Origin of the sequence: Sphingomonas sp. GC_Shp_6, assembly GCF_026540835.1 — a bacterium.
Taxonomy (GTDB): domain Bacteria; phylum Pseudomonadota; class Alphaproteobacteria; order Sphingomonadales; family Sphingomonadaceae; genus Sphingomonas.
Genome location: NZ_JALNUO010000001.1, coordinates 391988 through 412011 on the forward strand (window position 1 = coordinate 391988; position 20024 = coordinate 412011).

Annotated in this window: 22 protein-coding genes; 9 read left to right on the forward strand and 13 right to left on the reverse strand. The window is 69.7% G+C overall.

Going from position 1 to position 20024, the window contains the following annotated elements; translation table 11 throughout:
- Positions 1-113: 113 nt before the first annotated feature.
- The gene (locus tag OXQ95_RS02030) at positions 114-1415 is read right to left on the reverse strand and encodes a UDP-glucose/GDP-mannose dehydrogenase family protein (RefSeq protein ID WP_242096377.1); all 1302 of its coding nucleotides are present in this window, start codon (positions 1413-1415) and stop codon (positions 114-116) included.
- 130 nt (positions 1416-1545) lie between these two features.
- On the opposite strand from OXQ95_RS02030, the gene fumC reads away from it, so the two are divergent.
- The 3 genes from fumC (at position 1546) to gmk (ending at position 4048) form a co-directional block, all read left to right on the forward strand.
- On the forward strand, positions 1546-2937 hold the full coding sequence (gene fumC / locus OXQ95_RS02035) for a class II fumarate hydratase (RefSeq protein WP_267379275.1): 1392 nt from the start codon (positions 1546-1548) through the stop codon (positions 2935-2937).
- 29 nt (positions 2938-2966) lie between these two features.
- A complete protein-coding gene (locus OXQ95_RS02040) occupies positions 2967-3182 on the forward strand; it encodes a hypothetical protein (RefSeq protein WP_267378885.1) in 216 nt (71 codons plus the stop codon).
- A 215-nt stretch (positions 3183-3397) separates the two neighbouring features.
- Positions 3398-4048, forward strand: a complete 651-nt coding sequence (gene gmk / locus OXQ95_RS02045) for a guanylate kinase (RefSeq protein WP_242096375.1) — start codon at positions 3398-3400, stop codon at positions 4046-4048.
- A gap of 242 nt (positions 4049-4290) precedes the next feature.
- Here the strand turns inward: gmk and OXQ95_RS02050 are convergent, their stop codons facing one another.
- The 7 genes from OXQ95_RS02050 to OXQ95_RS02080 all read right to left on the reverse strand — a co-directional run bounded on the left by OXQ95_RS02050 (position 4291) and on the right by OXQ95_RS02080 (position 9054).
- On the reverse strand, positions 4291-4974 hold the full coding sequence (locus OXQ95_RS02050) for an ATP12 family protein (protein ID WP_267378890.1): 684 nt from the start codon (positions 4972-4974) through the stop codon (positions 4291-4293).
- Complete coding sequence (locus OXQ95_RS02055) at positions 4971-5186, reverse strand: hypothetical protein (RefSeq protein ID WP_242096373.1); 216 nt, start codon at positions 5184-5186, stop codon at positions 4971-4973. The genes OXQ95_RS02050 and OXQ95_RS02055 overlap by 4 nt, the downstream gene beginning before the upstream one ends.
- The gene (locus OXQ95_RS02060; protein ID WP_267378893.1) at positions 5183-5839 is read right to left on the reverse strand and encodes an HAD-IA family hydrolase; all 657 of its coding nucleotides are present in this window, start codon (positions 5837-5839) and stop codon (positions 5183-5185) included. Before OXQ95_RS02060 ends, OXQ95_RS02055 begins: the two co-directional genes overlap by 4 nt.
- Positions 5836-6417 (reverse strand): FMN-binding negative transcriptional regulator, encoded by a 582-nt coding sequence (locus tag OXQ95_RS02065; RefSeq protein WP_267378896.1) that lies wholly within the window; start codon positions 6415-6417, stop codon positions 5836-5838. Before OXQ95_RS02065 ends, OXQ95_RS02060 begins: the two co-directional genes overlap by 4 nt.
- Complete coding sequence (locus OXQ95_RS02070) at positions 6417-7697, reverse strand: RluA family pseudouridine synthase (protein ID WP_267378899.1); 1281 nt, start codon at positions 7695-7697, stop codon at positions 6417-6419. The genes OXQ95_RS02065 and OXQ95_RS02070 overlap by 1 nt, the downstream gene beginning before the upstream one ends.
- On the reverse strand, positions 7694-8071 hold the full coding sequence (gene crcB / locus OXQ95_RS02075) for a fluoride efflux transporter CrcB (RefSeq protein ID WP_267378901.1): 378 nt from the start codon (positions 8069-8071) through the stop codon (positions 7694-7696). Before crcB ends, OXQ95_RS02070 begins: the two co-directional genes overlap by 4 nt.
- Positions 8072-8301: 230 nt before the next feature.
- Complete coding sequence (locus OXQ95_RS02080; protein WP_267378904.1) at positions 8302-9054, reverse strand: hypothetical protein; 753 nt, start codon at positions 9052-9054, stop codon at positions 8302-8304.
- A gap of 82 nt (positions 9055-9136) precedes the next feature.
- Here OXQ95_RS02080 and OXQ95_RS02085 point away from each other — a divergent pair, with 82 nt between their 5' ends.
- Positions 9137-9358 carry a hypothetical protein gene (locus OXQ95_RS02085; RefSeq protein ID WP_267379278.1) on the forward strand — a complete coding sequence of 74 codons (222 nt, stop codon included), beginning with the start codon at positions 9137-9139 and terminating at the stop codon, positions 9356-9358.
- A 19-nt stretch (positions 9359-9377) separates the two neighbouring features.
- Here OXQ95_RS02085 and OXQ95_RS02090 read toward each other — a convergent pair whose 3' ends face one another.
- On the reverse strand, positions 9378-9803 hold the full coding sequence (locus OXQ95_RS02090) for an OsmC family protein (protein WP_242096366.1): 426 nt from the start codon (positions 9801-9803) through the stop codon (positions 9378-9380).
- 175 nt (positions 9804-9978) lie between these two features.
- Between OXQ95_RS02090 and OXQ95_RS02095 the strand changes: the two genes are divergently transcribed.
- From OXQ95_RS02095 to OXQ95_RS02110, 4 genes are all read left to right on the forward strand, one after another.
- A complete protein-coding gene (locus OXQ95_RS02095; protein WP_267378908.1) occupies positions 9979-12843 on the forward strand; it encodes a pitrilysin family protein in 2865 nt (954 codons plus the stop codon).
- A 13-nt stretch (positions 12844-12856) separates the two neighbouring features.
- Positions 12857-13156, forward strand: coding sequence for a hypothetical protein (locus tag OXQ95_RS02100; protein ID WP_242096364.1), 300 nt, complete (start codon positions 12857-12859; stop codon positions 13154-13156).
- Between the two features lie 108 nt (positions 13157-13264).
- Complete coding sequence (locus tag OXQ95_RS02105) at positions 13265-15202, forward strand: CocE/NonD family hydrolase (protein WP_267378912.1); 1938 nt, start codon at positions 13265-13267, stop codon at positions 15200-15202.
- The gene (locus OXQ95_RS02110) at positions 15202-17007 is read left to right on the forward strand and encodes a DUF885 family protein (RefSeq protein ID WP_267378915.1); all 1806 of its coding nucleotides are present in this window, start codon (positions 15202-15204) and stop codon (positions 17005-17007) included. Before OXQ95_RS02105 ends, OXQ95_RS02110 begins: the two co-directional genes overlap by 1 nt.
- Here the strand turns inward: OXQ95_RS02110 and OXQ95_RS02115 are convergent.
- Both OXQ95_RS02115 and purE read right to left on the reverse strand, forming a co-directional pair.
- Positions 17004-18059 (reverse strand): 5-(carboxyamino)imidazole ribonucleotide synthase, encoded by a 1056-nt coding sequence (locus OXQ95_RS02115; protein ID WP_267378917.1) that lies wholly within the window; start codon positions 18057-18059, stop codon positions 17004-17006. The genes OXQ95_RS02110 and OXQ95_RS02115 overlap by 4 nt on opposite strands.
- Positions 18056-18532, reverse strand: a complete 477-nt coding sequence (gene purE, locus OXQ95_RS02120) for a 5-(carboxyamino)imidazole ribonucleotide mutase (RefSeq protein WP_242096360.1) — start codon at positions 18530-18532, stop codon at positions 18056-18058. The genes OXQ95_RS02115 and purE overlap by 4 nt, the downstream gene beginning before the upstream one ends.
- A 135-nt stretch (positions 18533-18667) precedes the next feature.
- Here purE and OXQ95_RS02125 point away from each other — a divergent pair, with 135 nt between their 5' ends.
- Complete coding sequence (locus tag OXQ95_RS02125) at positions 18668-18796, forward strand: hypothetical protein (protein WP_267378922.1); 129 nt, start codon at positions 18668-18670, stop codon at positions 18794-18796.
- Positions 18797-18867: 71 nt separating this feature from the next.
- Here the strand turns inward: OXQ95_RS02125 and gpmA are convergent, their stop codons facing one another.
- Together gpmA and OXQ95_RS02135 are read right to left on the reverse strand one after the other, a co-directional pair.
- Positions 18868-19554, reverse strand: a complete 687-nt coding sequence (gene gpmA / locus OXQ95_RS02130) for a 2,3-diphosphoglycerate-dependent phosphoglycerate mutase (protein ID WP_242096359.1) — start codon at positions 19552-19554, stop codon at positions 18868-18870.
- Entirely contained in the window at positions 19536-20021 is a 486-nt protein-coding gene (locus OXQ95_RS02135; RefSeq protein ID WP_346731966.1) for a GNAT family N-acetyltransferase, read from the reverse strand. The genes gpmA and OXQ95_RS02135 overlap by 19 nt, the downstream gene beginning before the upstream one ends.
- Positions 20022-20024: the final 3 nt, after the last annotated feature.

The window sequence follows — 20024 nt, forward strand, 5'->3', positions numbered from 1 at the left end:
TTAGCAAGCGGGGACGCAAGGGGAAAGGGTGCGTGGGGAATGCGGGGCAGTTGCGTGGTGGTGGGGGCGGGGTGGGTGCGCGCGCAGGCGCCGGGTCCGCCCCGGCGGCGCGCCTACCGCCCGACGGCGCTATAGGCGAAGCCGGCGGCCTCGACCGCTTCGCGGCGATAGACGTTGCGCAGGTCGACGAGCACCCGGGCGGTCATCACCTCGCCCAAGCGGCGGAAGTCGAGCGCGCGGAACGCGTCCCATTCGGTCACGATCACCACCGCGTCGGCACCGGTCGCCGCGTCATAGGCGTCGCGCGCGAAGACGAGATCGGGCATCATGCCCCTGGCCGCCTCCATCCCCTCGGGATCATAGGCGCGCACGGTGACGCCGGCATCGGCCAGCGCGGTCGCGATGGCGAGCGCGGGCGCGTCGCGCATGTCGTCGGTGTTGGGCTTGAAGGTGAGGCCGAGCAGCGCGACCGTCTTGCCGCGCGGGGTCTCGCCCAGCGCCTTCAGCACCTTGCGGCCCATCGCGCGCTTGCGGCTGTCGTTCACCTTCACCACCGCCTCGACGATGTGGACGGGGGTGGCGTAATCCTCGGCGGTCTTCAGCAGCGCGAGCGTGTCCTTGGGGAAGCAGGATCCGCCATAGCCGGGCCCGGCATGGAGGAACTTGCGGCCGATCCGGTTGTCGAGCCCGATGCCGCGGCTGACGTCCTGCACGTCGGCGCCCACCGCCTCGCACAGGTCGGCGATCTCGTTGATGAAGGTGATCTTGGTCGCGAGGAACGCGTTGGCGGCGTATTTGATGAGTTCGGACGTGCGCCGGCCGGTGAAGAGGATGGGCGATTCGTTGATGAACAGCGGGCGGTACACCGCACGCATCACCTCCATGGCGCGCGCGTCCTCGGTGCCGATCACGATCCGGTCGGGGCGCTTGAAGTCGCCGATCGCGGCACCCTCGCGCAGGAATTCGGGATTGGAAACGACGGCCACGTCGATCTCGGGGCGGCGCTCTTTCAGGATCGCCTCGACGCGGTCGCCGGTGCCCACGGGCACGGTGGATTTGGTGACGACGACGGTCGGGCCGGTCACCGCGTCGGCGATCTCCTGCGTGGCGGCGAAGACATAGCTCAGATCCGCATGGCCGTCGCCGCGCCGGGACGGCGTGCCGACCGCGATGAACACCGCATCGGCGCCCGCGACCGCCTCCGCCAGATCGGTGGTGAAGGTGAGGCGCCCGGCCGCGACATTCTTGGCGACGAGCTGGTCGAGCCCGGGCTCGTAGATCGGCATGCGCCCGGCGTGGAGCGCGTCGATCTTGCCCTGGTCCTTGTCGACGCAGCACACGTCATGCCCGAAATCCGAAAAGCATGCGCCCGACACGAGGCCCACATAGCCGGCACCGATCATCGTTATCCGCATCGAAAAACCCATCGCCCTGAACAAAGGTGGGCCTGCATAGCCGATGCGCCGCGGGATTCCAGTGGCATCGGATTGAACCCGATGCGGGTGCCGCCGGTTGGATACACAAATGATCCATGGCGAGACGATGATGACCGATACGCGCACCGAGACCGACTCGCTGGGGCCGATCCAGGTGCCCGCCAGCGCCTATTGGGGCGCGCAGACCGAGCGCAGCCTCGAGAATTTCCCGTTCGGCGCGCGCGAGCGGATGCCGATCGAGATCGTCCACGCGCTCGCCCTGGTGAAGCAGGCGGCGGCGCGGGTGAACCGCCGCCAAGGTCTGGCCGCCGAGAAAGCGGATGCGATCGAGGCGGCGGCGCGCGCGATCGTCGCGGGCACGCTCGACGACCAGTTCCCGCTGGTGATCTGGCAGACGGGCAGCGGCACGCAATCGAACATGAACGTGAACGAGGTGATCGCCGGCCATGCGAACGAGGCGCTGGCCGGGACGCGCGGCGGCAAGGCGCCGGTGCACCCGAACGACGACGTGAACCGCGGCCAATCCTCGAACGACAGCTTCCCCACCGCGCTGCACATCGCCTGTTCGCTGGCGGTGACCCGGCGGCTGCTCCCCGCGCTCGACCGGTTGCACGCGAGCATCGATGTCAAGGCGCAGGCGTGGGACGGGATCGTCAAGATCGGGCGCACGCATCTGCAGGACGCGACGCCGCTGACGCTGGGGCAGGAGTTTTCGGGCTATGCGCACCAGCTCGCGCGCTGCCGCCGCCGGATCGAACCCGCGATCACGCACGGCACCGACCGGCTGGCGCAGGGGGGCACCGCGGTCGGCACCGGGCTCAACGCGCCCGCGGGCTTCGCGGCGGATTTCTGCGCGGCGCTCGGCGAGATCACCGGCCATCCCTTCGCGCCCGCCGAGAATATGTTCGAAGCGCTCGCCTCCAACGATCCCCTGGTGCATCTGGCCGGCACGCTGGAGACGCTGGCGGTGGCGCTGATGAAGATCGCCAACGACATCCGCCTGCTCGCCAGTGGGCCCCGTTGTGGGCTCGGCGAGATCGAGCTGCCGGCCAACGAGCCCGGCAGCTCGATCATGCCCGGCAAGGTGAACCCGACGCAGTGCGAGATGATGACGATGGTGGCCGCGCAGGTGATCGGCAACGCGCAGGCGGTGACGATCGGCGGGATGCAGGGCCATCTGGAGCTGAACGTCTTCAAGCCGCTGATCGGCGCGAACGTGCTGCGCGCGATCGACCTGCTGGCGACCGCGATGGAGAGCTTCGCCGAGCGCTGCGTCGACGGGATCGAACCCGCGCGTGCGCGGATCGCCGAACTGCTCGACCGGTCGCTGATGCTGGTGACCGCGCTCGCGCCCGAGATCGGCTATGATGCCGCCGCCAAGATCGCAAAGCACGCGCATGCCGAGGGGCTGACGCTGAAGGAGGCCGGGTTGGCGCTGGGGCTGATTGATGCCGCGACGTTCGACCGGGTGGTGGTGCCGGAAGCGATGCTCGGGCGTTGAGCGGCGCGGTATCGAACGAGGAGACTGGCATGAGTGCAACGACCATCGGCGCCCTGATCGGCGGCGCCATCGATTCGATGAGCGGCGACGACAGCGCGGCGGACGGCGCGATCAAGGGTGCGATCGTCGCCAATGTGCTGAAATTCGTGCTGCCGCTCGCCGTCACCTATGCGGTGGGCTGGGCGGTGCTGCGTGGCGCGACCGAACTGAAGGCGCGCGCGTTCGGGGATGGCGGCGAGGGCTGAGCGGACGGCGGGGGCGGCGTTCGGACAACAGGATTTCGCGCGAAGACGCTAAGACGCGAAGAGGTGGTGCAACGCGCAGCGTCATGCTTTACGGGGAATGGCGGAAAACGGGTCTGCCCAACGCGACCTCTTCGCGTCTTCGCGCGAACCCCGTCGAAGCCCCATTTCGCCACCCCCGCCTTGACGCTCCCCGCCATGCGGAGGCAAAGGCGGCCATGCCCCATACTATTCCGCCCGACCACCACGGTTTCAAGCGCCGCGGCGTCCTGTTCGTGCTGTCGTCGCCGTCCGGCGCGGGCAAGTCGACGATCGCGCGCAAGCTGCTGGCCGACGAGCCCGAACTGGCCATGTCGGTCTCCGCCACCACGCGGCCGATGCGGCCGGGCGAGGTGGACGGGCGCGACTATCATTTCGTCGACCTCGAACGCTTCCGCCAGATGGTGGCCGATCACGAGTTCCTCGAATGGGCGCATGTCTTCGGCCAGCGTTACGGCACGCCGCACGCGCAGGTCGAGGCGATGCTCGCGGCGGGCAAGGACGTGCTGTTCGACATCGACTGGCAGGGCGCGCAGCAGCTCTTTCAGATCGCCGGCGGCGACGTGGTGCGCGTGTTCATCCTGCCGCCGTCGATGGAGGAGCTGCACGACCGGCTGCGCCGGCGCGCGACCGATGCCGAATCGGTGATCGACGCCCGCATGGCGCGCGCCGCGGCCGAGGTGAGCCACTGGGACGGCTATGATTATGTGCTCGTCAACGACGATGTCGAACGCTGCTTCCGCGACGTGAAGGCGATCCTGGCGGCGGAGCGCCTGAAGCGGTCGCGCCAGACCGGGCTGATCGGCTTCATCCGCCGGCTGACGCGCTGAGGCGTCACGACCCACGCGCGAAACCCTCTTTCAACTGGGTCGCGCGGCGTGGACGGGAGCAGGTGCGCCCTAAGACGCTGAGACGCGAAGGAAGAGCGGGGTTCGCGCGGAGGCGCGGAGGCGCGGAGAGGGGGCTGGTGCGGCAGCGTTCTTCTCCGTCGCGTTGGTGATGAAGGCCGCATGCGCGGCCGCGCCGGCTTTTGCTGTGCCTCCGCGTGAACCCCTTGCGGGGTAAGCTGGCCCTAGCCCAGCAGCCCGAGGAACCGCACCGCCGCATCGAACTCGGCCCGGCGCAGCGCGCGGGCGTGCGCCGCCTCGGCGTCCTCGCCCCAGAGTTCGGCCTGCCATGCCTCGTCCACGCCGGCCGCGGCCCACACCGTGTCGGGCGTCGCCGCCCCCTCGACCAGCGCGAGCGCGGCGACGAGCGAGCCCGTCAGCGTCACCACCGGCGACAGTCCGGCCAGCGTGAAGGGCGCGAGCGCCGCGACCGCCTCGTTCAGCCGCGCGACCGTCGCGGGCGGCTGCGCCACGGGCATGATCCCGGCCGCGATCGCGAAATGCACGTCGTAGCGCGTCCGCGCCCAGCCGAGCAGCGGATCCCACGCCGCCGCCTGCCGCGCCACCAGCGGTTCGGGGCCCTCGGCACGGTAACACAGAAGATCGCTCTCGCCGTAGCGCGCCAGCCCGGCGGCGAAGGCGGCGGGATCGGGCGCAATCCGGTCGATCGCCGCATTGGCGAGGCCGGTAAGCGTCATCGCGCGCGGATCGATCGTCTCGCCCACCGCGCGCCATTCCGCCGCCACGGCTTCCGCCAGCGCGGGCCTCGGCAGCACCAGCGCGGCGCGACCCGGCGTGCGCACCGGGCGGCCGTCGAGCGCGACGCCGCTATCGGCCTCGGTCGTGACCGTGTTCCAGAACCGCTTCACGATGTTGGCGGCGTCCGCCAGCGCGTGGCGAGCGCGCGCGGCACCGTTGCGATCATCAGCAGCGCCGACAGCACGATCGCGGTGCCGAGGATCTTGGGGCCGATCGCATGGGCGCGGCCGATCAGCACCAGGCCGAAGATCGCGCCCGCCGCGCCAGCGATGCGCACCCCCACCAGCGCCAGCCAGCGCCCGCGTGCCGGATCCGCGTTCATGCCGTCATCAGCCGCGGCAGCGCGGCGACCGTTTCCGCCACCACGTCCGCGCCCGCCGCGACCAGCTCGTGCGGGGCATGATAGCCCCACGCCACGCCCACGCTGCGGACGCCCGCCGCGCGGCCCATCGCCATGTCGAAGCTCGTATCGCCGATCATCACCGTCTCCCCGGGCGCCGCGCCCGCCTCCGCCATCGCCGCCATCAGCATCGCCGGATCGGGTTTGGAGGGATGGCGATCCGCGGTCTGGAGCGTGACGAACGCGTCGTCCAGCCCATGCGCGGCGAGGATGTGCGCCAGCCCCCGATCCGATTTTCCCGTCGCCACGCCCAGCACCCAGCCCGCTGCGCCGAGGCTGTCGATCACCGCGGCGATCCCCTCGAACAGCGGCTCCTCCGCCAGCGCGCCGTCGATGCGAAGCTGGTGGAACGCCGCCTTGTAATCCGCCGCGAGCCGGCGATGCGCGGCATCGTCGCCGGTGGGCTGCAACACCTGCATCGCCTCGACCAGGCTCAACCCCACGATCCGCCGCGTCGCCGCGCGCGCCGGCGGCACCAGCCCGGAGGCACGGAACGCCAGCTCCATCGCGGTGACGATATTGGCCTGGCTGTCGACGAGCGTGCCGTCGCAATCGAACACCGCGAGGCGGGTCATGCCATCGTCTCCGCCAGCGCCCCGTTGCCGGCGGCGGTCAGGCCGCGCACCACGCCGATGCGATCGGCCGCCGTCTTGTTCTGGCTGAGCTTGGCCGTGCCGCGAAGGGCGGTCACCTCCAGTTCGAACCCGCGAATGCCGCCGAGCATCTTCGCGAAGATGCCTGCATCCATCTTGGCGCGAGTCCAGGGGGCCGGGCGCGGCTCATGCACGTCGGCCAGCCGGTCGAGCTGTTCCACCAGGGCCGGCTCGTCGATCGCCATACAGCGGGCCTCGATCTCGATCCCGATATAATTCCATGTCGGCACCTGATCGCCGGTGGGGGCATACCAGTTCGGGCTCACATAGCCATGGACGGGCACCACGCTCAGCAGAACGTGAGCGCCGTCCAGATGCGGCGTGATCCGGTTCGCGCGGGCGACGTGGAACCGCCAGCGATCGCCATGGTGGGTGACCGGCGCGTGCACCAGCATCGGCCCTTCGGATGTGGTCGTGAAGACATGGGCGAAGCCGGTCGCGGCCACCATGTCGAGCAGCGCGGCGTCGTCGGGTGCACGAAAGGCGGAGCTGGGATGCATCAGCGGCGGGGTCCGCCGGGCTTGCTCCCGCTGGGCTTACTGGTGCCGGGTTTTCCGGTGCCTGGCTTCGCGCCGGCGGGCCGCGTGCGGCCGGCGCCGGTTCCGGGGCCCGCCTTGCGCGGCGCGTCCTTCTTGAGCGCGCCCTTGGCGCCCGGGCGCGATCCGGCGCGGGGGGCGTCTTCGGCGCCGCGGCCCCGGCGTTCGCCGCGGCGTTCCTTGCGGACGCCCTTGGCATGCGCCTTGGCGCGCTGTTTCTCCTCCGCCTTGGTCGGCGGCGCCTTCTCCTCGATCGCCAGCGCGTCGCCCAGCTTCTCGTCGAAGCCGAGCTGCTTCAGGCTCTCGGCGAAATGCGTCGGCAGTTCGGCGGTGACGTCGATCTGGCCGCCATCGGGATGGTCGACGCGGATGCGGCGCGAATGGAGGTGCATCTTGCGGCTGATCCCGCCCGTCAGGAACGAGGCCGCGCCGCCATATTTGCCGTCGCCCACGATCGGATGGCCGATCGCCGCCATGTGCACGCGAAGCTGGTGGGTGCGCCCGGTAAAGGGTTGCAGCTCGACCCAGGCGGCGCGGTTGCCGGCGCGCTCGATCACGCGGTAGCGGGTGCGCGCTGCCGCGCCCTCCTTTTCGTCGACGTGCATCTTCTCGCCGCCGGTGCCGGGCTGCTTGGCGATCGGCAGCTCGATGATGCCGTCCTCGATCGAGGGCACGTCGACGATCAGCGCCCAATACGTCTTGCGCGCGGTGCGCCCCGAAAACGCCTTGGCGAAGAACGCCGCGGACCGCGACGTGCGCGCGACGAGCAGCGCGCCGCTGGTGTCCTTGTCGAGCCGGTGGACGAGCTTGGGCCGGCCCTCGTTGTCGAACTGCAGGCCGTCGAGCAGGCCGTCGACATGCTCGGTCGTCTTGGTGCCGCCCTGCGTGGCGAGGCCGGGCGGCTTGTTGAGCACGAAGGCCTGGAAATCCTGGTGGATCACCATTTCGCGCGCGCGCTCGTTCTCCTCGTCGGACAGGATCACGCGCTGGCGTTCGGGCTTGGGGCCTTCCTTCGCCGGCTCGTCGGGGGGGACGCGGATCGTCTGGCCGGTGGCGAGCCGGTCGCCCGGCGTGGCACGCGCGCCGTCGACGCGGAGCTGCCCGGTGCGCGCCCATTTGGCGACCGTGGTGAAGCTGGTGTCGGGCAGATGCCGCTTGAACCAGCGATCGAGCCGGATGCCGTCATCCTCCAGCCCGACGTTGAACTGCCGGACCTCGGTCGCGCGGTCGGCCGGGGCGCTCATGCGATCCCCCGCGCGAGCGACAGGCCGGCGAACAGCGCGACCAGCGCGCCGATCACCGACAGCAGCGCATAGCCGAGCGCCAGCGCCAGCGCACCGCGCTCGATCATGGTGGCGAGATCGAGCGAGAAGGCGGAAAAGGTGGTGAAGCCGCCGAGCATCCCGACGCCGATCAGCAGCCGCCACGGCTCGCCCTGTTCGCCAAGCCTGGCGAGCGTGCCGGCGAGCAGCCCCATCAGCAGCCCACCGATCAGGTTCACGGCGAGCGTGCCATAGGGGAGCGCGGGATCCAGCGCGGCGAGCGCGGCCTTGCCCGTCAGATAGCGCGCGCCGGTGCCCACCGCGCCGCCGAGCATCACATAAAGCAGAGAAATCATGCGAGAGCCCTAGCGCGTGGGGGCTGCGAAGTCACCTTTGCGGTGAGGACGCGCCGATCCGCTTCCGCTTTAACACACTCCACCGCCCCCACCGCACCGTTCCCCGGCGAAGGCCGGGGCCCAGCCGGGACGACGGACGTGATACGCGTCGCGCTTCATCACACGAGCCTTCCCAACTGGGCCCCGGCCTTCGCCGGGGAACCAAGGGGGGAGCCGCGGCAGCGCTCCCCTCACACGCCGCCGTTCGACACCAGATCGACGTCGCTGCCGCCGTCGCCGCGCGGGGTGACGTAGAGGATATAGGCGGCGTTGCCGTGCGTGCCGCCCAGCACCTGGCGCGTGCCGTCCGCCTTGTGTTCGGCGGCATAGCCCGCCGCGGTGCTGCGCGTGTAGAACCAGTCGATGACGCGCGCCGGTGCCGCCCCGCTCGCGAAGCTGACGACGCGCAGCGCGCAGCCGTCGCGATCCGCGCCCGCGGCTTCGCTGACGCGCGCATCGGGATAGAGCGGCAGGCCGGCGGGCAGGCGCGTGGCCCAGAGCGCGCTATAGCCGATGCCCGGCGCGCAATCCGCCACCGACCGGTTCGGCTGGCGCGCGGCGAGCGCGCCCAGCGTCAGCGCGCCCGCCTTCGCCTTGCATTCGGGGCAGGTGGCCGATGCGGCGGGCGCGGGCTTCAGCGTTGCGGGATCGGTCGTGTCCTTGCGCGCGACGGGCAGCGCCACCGCGCCCGGATCGGGGCGGCTGGGCGGCCGGATCGCGTCCGCGTTGCTTTGCTGCGCGAGTGCCGGATCCACCATGATCTGGTCGTGCAGCGCCGCGGTCAGCGCGGGATCCTGTGCGTTGCTGCCCGCGTTCGTCGCGGCCAGCTCGCGATCGAGGCTTTCGAGGCTCTGCGCATCGTCCGCCTTCGGCCCGCAGGCCCCGAGCGCCAGCGCGAGGGACAGGGCGGCGAGCGCGGGCAGCGGGCGTGGGGGTACGAACATCGCCTTTTCCTGCCATGCCGCGCGTTAAGGAAGCGTGAGCCGGGGCTTGCCGCCCCGGCGGCGCGGGGCCATCTTCGCTGCCATGCTCAACATCGTCTCGATCCTCATCGGTCTCGTCACGCTCGCGTTCGGGCTCGTCGCGTTCACGCCGTTCCTGGGCGCGCTCAATTGGATCGTGATCCCGATCGGCATCGTCGGTGCGGCGATCGGCGCGCTGTCGTCGCGGAACGGCGGCCGCAACCTGAACCTGGTGCTGATCGCGATCTTCGCGCTGCGCCTGAGCATCGGCGGCGGCCTGCTCTGAAGGCCGCCGCCGATCATAGTCAGCCGAGCGTCTGCTCGAGCGTGATGTCGGCGTTCAGCACCTTGGAGACCGGGCAGTTCGCCTTGGCATCCTCGGCGATCCGGCGGAACTCGTCGGCGTCGATGCCGTCGATCCGGCCCTTCAGCGTCAGCGCGGAGCGCGTGATCGTGAAACCGTCGCCATCCTTGTCGAGCGTCACCTTGGCGGTGGTCTCGATCGTGCCCGCGTCATGGCCGGCCTTGGCGAGCGCGAAGCTCAGCGCCATGGTGAAGCAGCTCGCATGCGCGGCGGCGATCAGTTCTTCGGGATTGGTGCCGGGCGTCTCCTCGAAGCGCGTGGCGAAGCCGTAGGGGCTGTCCGACAGCACGCCCGACTGGGTCGAGACATGGCCGCGGCCATCCTTGCCGAAGCCATCATAGCGCGCGGAACCGTTGCGGGTGGGCATGGGAAAGAACCTTTCATGGGAGGGGTCGGAGGGTGAACCGCCGGGCGACGCAGGGGTTGCATGCGCATGCCGCCGGGGGTCCGCGGAGATGCATGCGATTTCGGATCGACCGGGTTGCGCGGGCGGGCGCCCCGGCTACACTCCTGCGACCAGGGTGGATCAGGGGACTATCGGCATGACGAAGACACGCGCGCTCGGCGGGGCGGCGATGCTGGCGCTGGCAAGCGCCGGCCAGGCGCAGACGGCACCGGCGGCGAAGCCCGCCTCGGTCTCGAGCCTCGTGCAGGCGGTCACCATCCCGTATCAGCAGTTCGTGCTGAAGAACGGCCTGCGCGTGATCGTCAGCACCGATCGCAAGGCGCCCGTCGTCGCGGTCAGCGTGTGGTACAATGTCGGCTCCAAGTTCGAGCCCAAGGGCAAGACGGGCTTCGCGCATCTGTTCGAGCATCTGATGTTCAACGGCAGCGAGAACGCGCCGGGCGATTTCTTCGCGCCGCTGAAGACGGTGGGCGCCACCGATTTCAACGGCACCACCTATTACGACCGCACCAACTATTTCGAGACGGTGCCCACCGCGGCGCTGCCGCGCGCGCTGTTCCTCGAATCCGATCGCATGGGCTATCTGACGGGCGCGATCACGCAAGCGGTGCTCGACGAGCAGCGCGGCGTCGTCCAGAACGAGAAGCGCCAGGGCGACAACCAGCCTTACGGCCTGACCCAGTATAAGGTGACCGAGGGGCTGTTCCCCGCGACGCATCCCTACGGCCACACCACGATCGGCTCGATGGCGGATCTGGACGCGGCGAGCCTCCAGACCGTGAAGGATTGGTTCCACGATCATTATGGCCCGAACAATGCGGTGCTGGTGCTGGCGGGCGATATCGACGTCGCCACCGCACGGCCGCTGGTGGAAAAATATTTCGGCGGCATCGCGCGCGGGCCGCAAAGCGTGGTGCCGCCTGCGCCGATCCCGACGCTGCCAGCGCCCGTCGCCGAGACGATCAAGGACCGCGTCGCCGCGGTGATGGTGTCGCGCAACTGGGTGGTGCCCGGCCTGAACGACAAGGACGGCGCCGCGCTCGACGTGGCGGCGGGCGTGCTCGGCGGCCTCGCCAGCAGCCGGCTCGACAATGCGCTGGTCAAGCAGGAGAAGCTCGCGGTTCGCGTTTCCGCCGACAATGAGAGCTTCAGCCAGCTCGGCCTGTTCCAGATCCGCGCGATCGTGCGGCCGGGCGTCGACCCCGCGCTCGTCGCGCGGCGGGTGGACGAGATCGTCGCCGAGTTCCTGAAGAACGGGCCGACCGCCGACGAGGTGAGCCGCTATGCGACCACCGCCGTGGCGGACAAGGTGCGCGGGCTGGAATCGGTCGGCGGGTTCGACGGCAAGGCGGTGACTCTGGCCGAGGGCGCGCTCTATTCGAACGATCCCGGCTTCTACAAGAAACAGCTCGAGGAACTCGCGCGGCAGACGCCTGCGAGCGTGAAGGCCGCTGCCGACCGCTGGCTCGGCCGCCCGACCTATGCGCTGACCGTGGTGCCCGGCCCGCGCGACGCCTATGCCGAAGCCAAGGTGCCGCCCAAGGTGGACGTGGTCGCCGCACCCGAGGCCGCGCCCAAGGGCACGCGCGGCACGCTGCCCGCGGTGGGCGAGGTGGCCGGCCTGTCCTTCCCGACGGTGGAGCGGGCGCGGCTGTCGAACGGGATCGAGATGGTCTATGCGAACCGCACCGCGGTGCCGATCACGCGGCTGGCGCTCGGCTTCGATGCGGGCGTCGCCGCCGATGTGGCCGACAAGCTCGGCACGCAGCAACTGACGCTCAACATGATGGACGAGGGCACCGCGACGCGCGACTCGATCGCGATCGCCGAGGCCAAGGAGCGGCTGGGCGCGCAGATCGGCGAGGCCCAGTCGTCGGATCGCACCACGCTGTCGCTCGACGTGCCGAGCGCCAATCTGGGCGCGGGGCTCGATCTTTTCGCCGACATCGTCCAGCATCCCGCCTTCGCCGAAGCCGAGGTGGCGCGCGTGCGCAACCAGCAACTGGCGCAGATCGGGCAGGAGCTGACCAACCCGAACGGCCTCGTCCAGCGCGTGTTGCCGAAGCTCGTCAATCCCGGCTCGCCTTATGCCAAGGCGTCGGGCAGCGGCGATCCGGCGGCGGTGAAGGCGCTGACGCGCGCCGATCTGGTGGCGTTCCAGCAGGCCTGGCTGCGGCCCGAAAAGGCGAAGATCTTCGTCGTCAGCGATCGGCCGCTCAGCGAGGTGAAGGCGGCGCTGGAGGCGCGCTTCGGCGGATGGCGCGGCACGGGGCCGGCCGGCACCAAGGCGTTTCCGGCGAACAGCCCCGCCACGCGATCGCGCATCGTGCTGATCGACCGGCCCGACAGCCCGCAATCGGTGATCGCGGCGGGGCAGGCGACGGGGCTGAAGGGCACCGAGGACCTGCTGCCGCTCATCACCGCCAACGACGCGCTGGGCGGCAGCTTTCTCGGCCGGATCAACATGGACATCCGCGAGACCAAACATTGGTCCTACGGCGTGAACGGCCGGTTCCAGCAGCTGGAATATGCCGCACCCTATATCGTCAGCGCACCGGTGCAGGCGGACAAGACCGGCGCCTCGCTCGACGCGCTGCGCCAGGACGTGCGCGAGTTCGTGACGACCAAGCCGATGACGCAGGAGGAGTTCGACCGCGCGATCACCGGCGGCATCCGCGCGCTGCCGGGCAATTTCGAAACGTCGCCCGCGGTGCTGGGCGCGATGCAGGCCAACGACCTGTTCCGCCGGCCTGACGATTATTATGCCACGATCACGCAGCGTTACCGGGCGATGACGTTGCCCGCGCTGAATGCGGCGATCGATCGGGTGGTGGATCCGGCCAAATTCGTCTGGGTGGTGGTCGGCGATGCGAAGACGGTGAAGCCGCAGCTTGACACGCTGGGCCTGCCGGTCGAGGTCATGCCGGCAGCATCCGTCGCGGGTGCGACGGCGATGCCTGCGGCGAGCGCGAGGACCGCGCCCGGCGCGGGTGTGAAGTAACGGAGAAGACGACATGGCGGATATCGACGGCAGCTGGGATTGCGTGGTGAAATCCCCGCTGGGCGATCAGAAGCTGACCCTGACCGTGACCGGCGAGGGCTCGACCTTCAGCGGCACCGGATCGGGCGCGATGGGATCGAGCGACGTCTCCGGCGCGCTCGACGGCAACACGATGACGTGGAAGATGTCGGTCTCGGTGCCGATGCCGATGACGCTCGACTGCACCGCGACGGTCGACGGCGATACGCTGACGGGGTCGGTCGGCGCCGGCGCATTCGGCAGCTTTCCGCTGAGCGGCACGCGCACCGCTTGATCGGTTTCGCGCGCTGGTGAACGAAGGGCCCGTTCTCCCGCAGGGGAGGGCGGGCCTTTCGCGTTTTCGGGATGGGCCCGCCGGGGCGGGGCCAAGGGGATCATGGCCATGTTCGACAGATTGCTCGCCGCGACGGCGCCCGCCGCGCTGATGTTCGCCGCGCTCGCCGCGCTCGCCGCGCCCGCCGTCGCGCAGAAGGATCCCGGCGCACCGGGCGACGAACATCCCGCCAAGCTGAAGCTGGCCGATGACGGCTATGGCTATACCCGCCGCGTCGTCGACATCCCGATGCGCGACGGCGTGAAGCTGCACACCGTGATCGCGCTGCCTGCGCACGCGCATGACGCGGGCATGCTGATGACGCGGACGCCTTATGATGCGGAGACGATCGCGACGCGCGATCCCGACGTCTATGCCAGCTGGAGCGGCAACCCCGACACGGCCGACGACCCGATCACCGCGGGCGGCTATATCCGCGTGTTCCAGGACGTGCGCGGCATGCACAAGAGCCAGGGCATCTACATGATGAACCCGGCGCCCGCGGGAACGCCGTTCAACCCGACCAAGACCGACGATTCCACCGACGCCTATGACACGATCGCATGGCTGGTGAAGAACGTGCCCGAATCCAACGGCCGGGTGGGCGTGATCGGGATCAGCTATGATGGGTTCCTGCCGCTGATGGCGCTGGTCAACCCGCATCCCGCGCTGAAGGTGGCGGTGCCGATGAACCCGATGGTCGATGGCTGGCGCGGCGACGACTGGTTCCACAACGGCGCGTTCCGCCAGCAGATGATGCCCTATATGCTGAGCCAGGACGGCACGCGCGACGCCGACACGCCCTGGATCGCGGGCCAGGCGGACGATTACGACTATTATCTGAAGGGCGGTTCGGCCGGCGCGATCGGCAAGGCGCAGGGGCTCGACCAACTGGGCTTCTGGAACAAGATCACGCAGCATCCTGCCTATGACCGGTTCTGGCAGGAGGCGGCGATGGACAAGGTGCTGGCGAAGCGCCCGCTGACCGTGCCGACGATGCTCGTCGCCGGGCTGTGGGATCAGGAGGACATGTACGGTGCGCCTGCGGTGTACAAGGCGCTGATCGCGCGCGGTACGCCGACGTCGATGCTCTATCTGTCGGTCGGCCCCTGGTGGCACGGCCAGCAGGCGCGCGCGGATGCGAGCCAGTTGGGCGCGGTGAAATGGGATCAGAACACCGCGAAGTGGTGGCGCGCGCACGTCCTCGCGCCGTTCCTCGCGCATTATCTCAAGACCGACGCGCCGGCGATGGACGTGGCGCCCGTCACCGCCTTCCAGACGGGCACGAACCAGTGGCAGACGCTGCCGGCCTTCCCGGCGGCGGGGGCGGCGGGCGTGCCGCTGTATCTGAAGCCCGGCGGTGCGCTCGGCTTCGATGCCGCCGCCGGGCCGGCCGAGACGCGCGATTACATCTCCGATCCCGCCGCGCCCGTGGGCTATCGCGCACGACCGGTAAAGGCGCTTTATGCGACGGGTTCGACCTGGCACCAGTGGCTGACCGACGACCAGCGCAGCGTTTCGGGCCGCCCCGACATGGCCGCATTCGAGACGCCCGTGCTCACCGCGCCCGTCACCATCTCGGGCGCGCCGCAGGTGCACCTGACCGCCTCGACCAGCGGGACGGACAGCGACTGGGTGGTCAAGCTGATCGACGTCTATCCCGACGGCAAGACCGGCGGGCGCGAGATGGCGGGCTATCAGCTCGCCGTCGCGATGGACATATTCCGCGGGCGATACCGCGACGATCCGGCGGTGGCCAGGCCGCTGGCATCGGGCGTGCCGCTGAAATACGACTTCGCGCTTCCCAACACGAACCATGTGTTTCTGCCGGGCCATCGGATCATGGTGCAGGTGCAATCGAGCTGGTTCCCGCTCTACGATCGCAACCCGCAGACGTTCGTGCCCAACATCTTCTTCGCCAAGCCGTCGGATTACGTGGCGGCGACTCAGAAGATCACCGTCGGCGGACCCGACGAAAGCTATATTAGCCTGCCGGAGGTGAAGTGATGAATCGTCGTTCGTTCCTGATGGCGTCCACCGCGAGCGTCGCGGCATCGGCGCTCCCGTCCTTCGCGCGCGCCGCGGCGCCGGCCACGCCGCTGAACGCGCTGTTCGATTCGCTGGTGCAGGAGCAACTCCGCCGCAGCCCCGAATTTGCGACCAATCTGGGGCTCGACACCGGCGCCAACGCCGATCTGCGCGCGAAGCTGTCCGATCAGTCGCCCGCAGCACTCGCCGCGGACAAGGCGGCGACTCAGGCCGATCTGAAGCGGCTGGGCGCGGTCGACATGGCCGCGCTGACGCCTGCCGAGCGGATCGACCTCGAATGCGTGCTCTATGCCAAGCGTTCGGCCGCCGCGGTGCAGGCGTTCGATTTCGGCGGATCCTCCTATGGCCCCAGCCCCTATGTCGTCTCGCAACTGTCGGGCGCGTACCAGTCGGTGCCCGATTTCCTCGACACCAAGCACAAGGTGAAGACCAAGGGCGATGCGGACGCCTATCTCCAGCGGCTGGGCGCGTTCGCGACGCAGATCGACCAGCAGACCGACCGGATGCGCCACGATGCCGGGGTGGGCGTGGTGCCGCCCGACTTCATCCTCGATCTCGCGCTGACGCAGCTCGAAAAGACCGCGGTGCCGGCCGACCAGGCGCTCGTCGTCACCAGCCTGGCGCGCCGCGCGGCGGCCAAGGGGCTGGGCGACGGCTATGCGCGCGACGCGGCATCGATCTACACCGCGCGCGTGCTGCCCGCGCTCCAGCGCCAGATCGCCGTGGCGCGCGAGCAGCGCGCGCACGCCACTCACGATGCCGGCGTGTGGAAGCTGCCCCAGGGTGCGGCCTTCTATCCGGTCGCGCTGCAGGCGACGACGACGACGCGCTTCTCGCCCGACGAGGTGCACAAGTTCGGGCTCGATCAGGCGGCGATGATCGGCGCGCGGCTCGATGCCGAGCTGAAGAAACAGGGGTTCAGCAAGGGCAGCGTCGGCGCGCGGATGGCCGCGCTCTACAAGGATCCGAGCCAGCTCTATCCCAACACCGATGCGGGCAAGATGCAGGCGATCGCCTATTGCAACGCGCGCCTCGACGCGATCCGCCAGCGCCTGCCGAGCGTCTTCACGCGCGTGCCCCCCTACAGCTTCGAGGTGCGCCGCGTGCCGGCCGCGACCGAAGCGGGCGCGGCGGCGGCGTTCAGCCAGAGCCCGGCGATCGACGGATCGCGCCCCGGCCTCGTCTATTTCAACCTGAAGGATTCAGGCGACTGGCCCAAATTCTGTCTGGCCACGACCGTCTATCACGAGGGGCTGCCGGGGCATCAGGAGGAGGGCGGCCTTGCGCTGTCCAACACGCGGCTGCCGCTGATCCGCAAGGTCTCGGGCTTTTCGGGCTATGCGGAGGGCTGGGCGCTTTATGCCGAGCAGCTCGCCGACGAGATCGGCATGTATGACGACGATCCGCTCGGGCGGCTCGGCTATCTCAAATTCATGCTGTTCCGCGCGAACCGCTGCGTCGTCGATACCGGCATCCACCATCTGCGCTGGAGCCGCGAACAGGGCATCCAGCGCTTCATCGAGCAGGAGGGCGAAACGCCGGGCTTCGCCGCGCGCGAGGTGGAGCGATATTGCGTGAACCCGGGCCAGGCGGCGAGCTACAAGCTCGGCCATTCGGTGTTCGTCGGCATCCGCGAAAAGGCGAAGGCGAAGATGGGCGCGCGTTTCGATCTCAAGGCCTATCACGACACCGTGCTGGGCAGCGGCCGCGTGCCGCTCGACGTGCTCCAGCGGATCGGCGACGACTGGGTGGCGCGCGCCTAGCGCGTCACCGTCGTCACATGGCCCATCTTGCGACCGGGGCGGGTGGCGCCCTTGCCATAGAGGTGGAGGTGCGCGCCCGGCTCGGTCAGCGCGCCGTCCCAGGGATCGTCGCCGATCAGGTTGCGCATCGTCACCTGCCGCCCGGTCAGCGCGGTCGTACCGAGCGGCAGGCCGCAGATCGCGCGAATATGGTTTTCGAACTGCGAGGTCTCGGCGCCCTCGATCGTCCAATGGCCCGAATTGTGGACGCGCGGCGCCATCTCGTTGAACACGGGGCCGTCGAGCCCCACGAAGAATTCGCAGGCAAGGACGCCGACATAGCCGAGCTCGGCCGCGATCCGACCGGCGAGCGCGGTGGCCTCGTCCACCTGCGCCAGCACGGCGGCGGGCGCGGGCAGCGTGGAGGTGCGCAGGATCGCATCGACATGGACATTGTCGGGCGCGTCGTAGCGGACCGTGCCGCCGTCCGATCCGCGGGCGATCAGGATCGAGAATTCATGGGCGAAGGCGATGAAGCCTTCGAGGACCGACGGACCGCCGATCGCGTCCCATGCGGCATCGGCGTCGGCGGGTTCGCGGATCACCGTCTGCCCCTTGCCGTCATAGCCGAAGCGCACGGTCTTCAGGATCGCGGGCGTGCCGATCCGCTCCAGCGCGGCGGCGAGGTCCGCGCGCGAGGCGATCGCGGCCCAGGGCGCGGGGCGGCCGCCGAGCCCCTCGACGAAGCGCTTCTCCGCCACGCGCTCCTGTGCCACGCGCAGCGCCGCAGGCGCGGGGTGGACAAGAACGCGCTCCGCCAGCCACTCGACGGGGCCGAGCGCGACATTCTCGAATTCATACGTGACGACGTCGCAGGCCGCGGCGAACGCGGCCAGCGCGTCGCGGTCGTCGTACTCCGCGCGGGTGAGGCTGGAGGCGGTCTGCGCGGCGACGCTCTCGCGGTCGGGCGCGAGGATGTGCGTGCGATAGCCGAGCTGCGCGGCGGCGACGGCGAGCATCCGCCCGAGCTGGCCGCCGCCCAGGATGCCGATTGTGGCACCGGGCGCGATCATAGCGGATCGGTCGCCACGCCGTCGGTCTGCGCCGCGCGCCACGCCGCCAGCCGCTCGGCGAGCCCCGCGTCGGACAGCGCGAGGATCGCGGCGGCGAGCAGCCCGGCATTCTTGGCCCCCGCCTTGCCGATCGCCAGCGTGCCGACCGGAATGCCGCCGGGCATCTGGACGATCGAGAGCAGGCTATCCATGCCCTTCAGCGCCTTGGATTCCACCGGCACGCCGAGCACGGGCAGCGCGGTCATCGCCGCCGCCATGCCGGGCAAATGCGCCGCGCCGCCTGCGCCCGCGATCACCACCTTCAGCCCGCGCGCCGCCGCCGTGGTGGCATATTCGACCAGCCGCTGCGGCGTGCGGTGTGCGGAGACGACCTTGGTCTCGTGCGCGACGTCCAGCTCCTGCAGGATATGGGCGGCGTGGCGCATCGTCTCCCAATCGGAGGTGCTGCCCATGATGATGCCGACGTCCGCCATGCCTGTCCCCGCGCGAGAGCGCCGTGCCTAGCGAGCAGGCCCGGGCAGGGCAAGCGCATGGGGCGGTGGAACCGCGCCACGGGAGGATCGTTTCGCCCCTGTTATCAAACAGGTCATCAAACAGGGAGGATCGGCATGGCGGACGTGAACAAGGACGAGAAGATCGTAAAGAGCAATTTCAACGTGGGTGGCGTCATCGCCGCGATCGCGTTGCTTCTTCTCGTGCTCGGCCTGCTCAAATATCTGCACATCTCGCCGCTCTGAACGCCGAGGCAGCTCCCTTTCCGGGACGGTGATGTTGGCGATCCGGCCGAGGATCGCCAACGCCCCCGGGCCTAACGCTCGCTCAGATAATAGCGGTCGGTGGCGTTGAGGGCGGCGTCGAGTTCGTAGACGATCGGCTGGCCGGTCGGGATCTCCAGCCCGGTGATCGCATCGTCGGGAATGTTCGACAGATGCTTGACCAGCGCGCGCAGCGAATTGCCGTGCGCGGAGATCAGCACGCGCTGGCCGTCCTTCAGCGCGGGCGCGATCCGGGCGTCCCAATAGGGCAGCACGCGCGCGATCGTGTCCTTCAGGCTTTCGGTGGCGGGAATCGCGATGCCGGCATAACGGCGGTCCTGCGACAGATCATAGGCGCTGCCCGGCTCGAGCGGCGGCGGCGGCACGTCGAAGCTGCGGCGCCAGACATGGACCTGCTCGTCGCCGTGGCGTGCCGCGGTCTCCGCCTTGTCGAGCCCCGTCAGCCCGCCATAATGGCGCTCGTTCAGCCGCCAGTCCTTTTCCACCGGAAGCCACAGCCGGCCCATCGCCTCGAGCGCGAGATCGAGCGTCTTGATCGCGCGCGTCTGGAGCGAGGTGAAGGTCTGGTCGAAATCCAGGCCCTTGGCGGCCATCATGGCGCCCGCCGCGCGCGCTTCGGCCGCGCCCTTTTCGGTCACGTCCACGTCCCACCAGCCGGTGAAGCGGTTTTCGAGGTTCCAGGCGGACTGGCCGTGGCGGATCAGGACGAGGGTGGGCATGGCGATCCTTCGAGCGAAATGGTCATGAAGCGGTTGTGCGGGCTTGGCGGATAGCCGCCGAACACGGGCCCGTCCACGAAGCCCGCGGCCTCATAGAGCCGGCTGGCGGCGGCGAAGGCGGGCGAGGTGCCCGTCTCCAGATACAATCGGCGATAGCCCCGCGCGCGTGCGGTTTCCATGACGTGCGCGAGCATCGCGCGGCCGACGCCGCGGCGCAGCTGCCCGGGCGCGGTGCGCATCGATTTCACTTCGCCGGCGCCCTCGCCCAGATCCTTCAGCGCACACAGGCCGGCGAGCGCGCCGTCGTGCCACGCGGTCCAGAAGGTGACGCAAGCCGCGCTGAGGCCGTCTGCATCGAGCGAATGGCGGAATTCGGGTGGCGAATCGGCCTGTGCATCCTTGCGGTGGAAGGCGAGCAGCGCGGCGACATGCGGTGCGCGCGGATCGTCTTCGCGAAGCTCGATCACCGC

Excerpts from the sequence above, each read along its gene's own strand:
- OXQ95_RS02030 (WP_242096377.1), bottom strand. The coding sequence starts at position 1,415 with ATGCGGATAACGATGATCGGTGCCGGCTATGTGGGCCTCGTGTCGGGC.
- fumC (WP_267379275.1), top strand. The coding sequence starts at position 1,546 with ATGACCGATACGCGCACCGAGACCGACTCGCTGGGGCCGATCCAGGTG.
- OXQ95_RS02040 (WP_267378885.1), top strand. The coding sequence starts at position 2,967 with ATGAGTGCAACGACCATCGGCGCCCTGATCGGCGGCGCCATCGATTCG.
- gmk (WP_242096375.1), top strand. The coding sequence starts at position 3,398 with ATGCCCCATACTATTCCGCCCGACCACCACGGTTTCAAGCGCCGCGGC.
- OXQ95_RS02055 (WP_242096373.1), bottom strand. The coding sequence starts at position 5,186 with ATGAACGCGGATCCGGCACGCGGGCGCTGGCTGGCGCTGGTGGGGGTG.
- OXQ95_RS02060 (WP_267378893.1), bottom strand. The coding sequence starts at position 5,839 with ATGACCCGCCTCGCGGTGTTCGATTGCGACGGCACGCTCGTCGACAGC.
- OXQ95_RS02065 (WP_267378896.1), bottom strand. The coding sequence starts at position 6,417 with ATGCATCCCAGCTCCGCCTTTCGTGCACCCGACGACGCCGCGCTGCTC.
- OXQ95_RS02070 (WP_267378899.1), bottom strand. The coding sequence starts at position 7,697 with ATGAGCGCCCCGGCCGACCGCGCGACCGAGGTCCGGCAGTTCAACGTC.
- crcB (WP_267378901.1), bottom strand. The coding sequence starts at position 8,071 with ATGATTTCTCTGCTTTATGTGATGCTCGGCGGCGCGGTGGGCACCGGC.
- OXQ95_RS02080 (WP_267378904.1), bottom strand. The coding sequence starts at position 9,054 with ATGTTCGTACCCCCACGCCCGCTGCCCGCGCTCGCCGCCCTGTCCCTC.
- OXQ95_RS02085 (WP_267379278.1), top strand. The coding sequence starts at position 9,137 with ATGCTCAACATCGTCTCGATCCTCATCGGTCTCGTCACGCTCGCGTTC.
- OXQ95_RS02090 (WP_242096366.1), bottom strand. The coding sequence starts at position 9,803 with ATGCCCACCCGCAACGGTTCCGCGCGCTATGATGGCTTCGGCAAGGAT.
- OXQ95_RS02095 (WP_267378908.1), top strand. The coding sequence starts at position 9,979 with ATGACGAAGACACGCGCGCTCGGCGGGGCGGCGATGCTGGCGCTGGCA.
- OXQ95_RS02100 (WP_242096364.1), top strand. The coding sequence starts at position 12,857 with ATGGCGGATATCGACGGCAGCTGGGATTGCGTGGTGAAATCCCCGCTG.
- OXQ95_RS02105 (WP_267378912.1), top strand. The coding sequence starts at position 13,265 with ATGTTCGACAGATTGCTCGCCGCGACGGCGCCCGCCGCGCTGATGTTC.
- OXQ95_RS02110 (WP_267378915.1), top strand. The coding sequence starts at position 15,202 with ATGAATCGTCGTTCGTTCCTGATGGCGTCCACCGCGAGCGTCGCGGCA.
- OXQ95_RS02115 (WP_267378917.1), bottom strand. The coding sequence starts at position 18,059 with ATGATCGCGCCCGGTGCCACAATCGGCATCCTGGGCGGCGGCCAGCTC.
- purE (WP_242096360.1), bottom strand. The coding sequence starts at position 18,532 with ATGGCGGACGTCGGCATCATCATGGGCAGCACCTCCGATTGGGAGACG.
- OXQ95_RS02125 (WP_267378922.1), top strand. The coding sequence starts at position 18,668 with ATGGCGGACGTGAACAAGGACGAGAAGATCGTAAAGAGCAATTTCAAC.
- gpmA (WP_242096359.1), bottom strand. The coding sequence starts at position 19,554 with ATGCCCACCCTCGTCCTGATCCGCCACGGCCAGTCCGCCTGGAACCTC.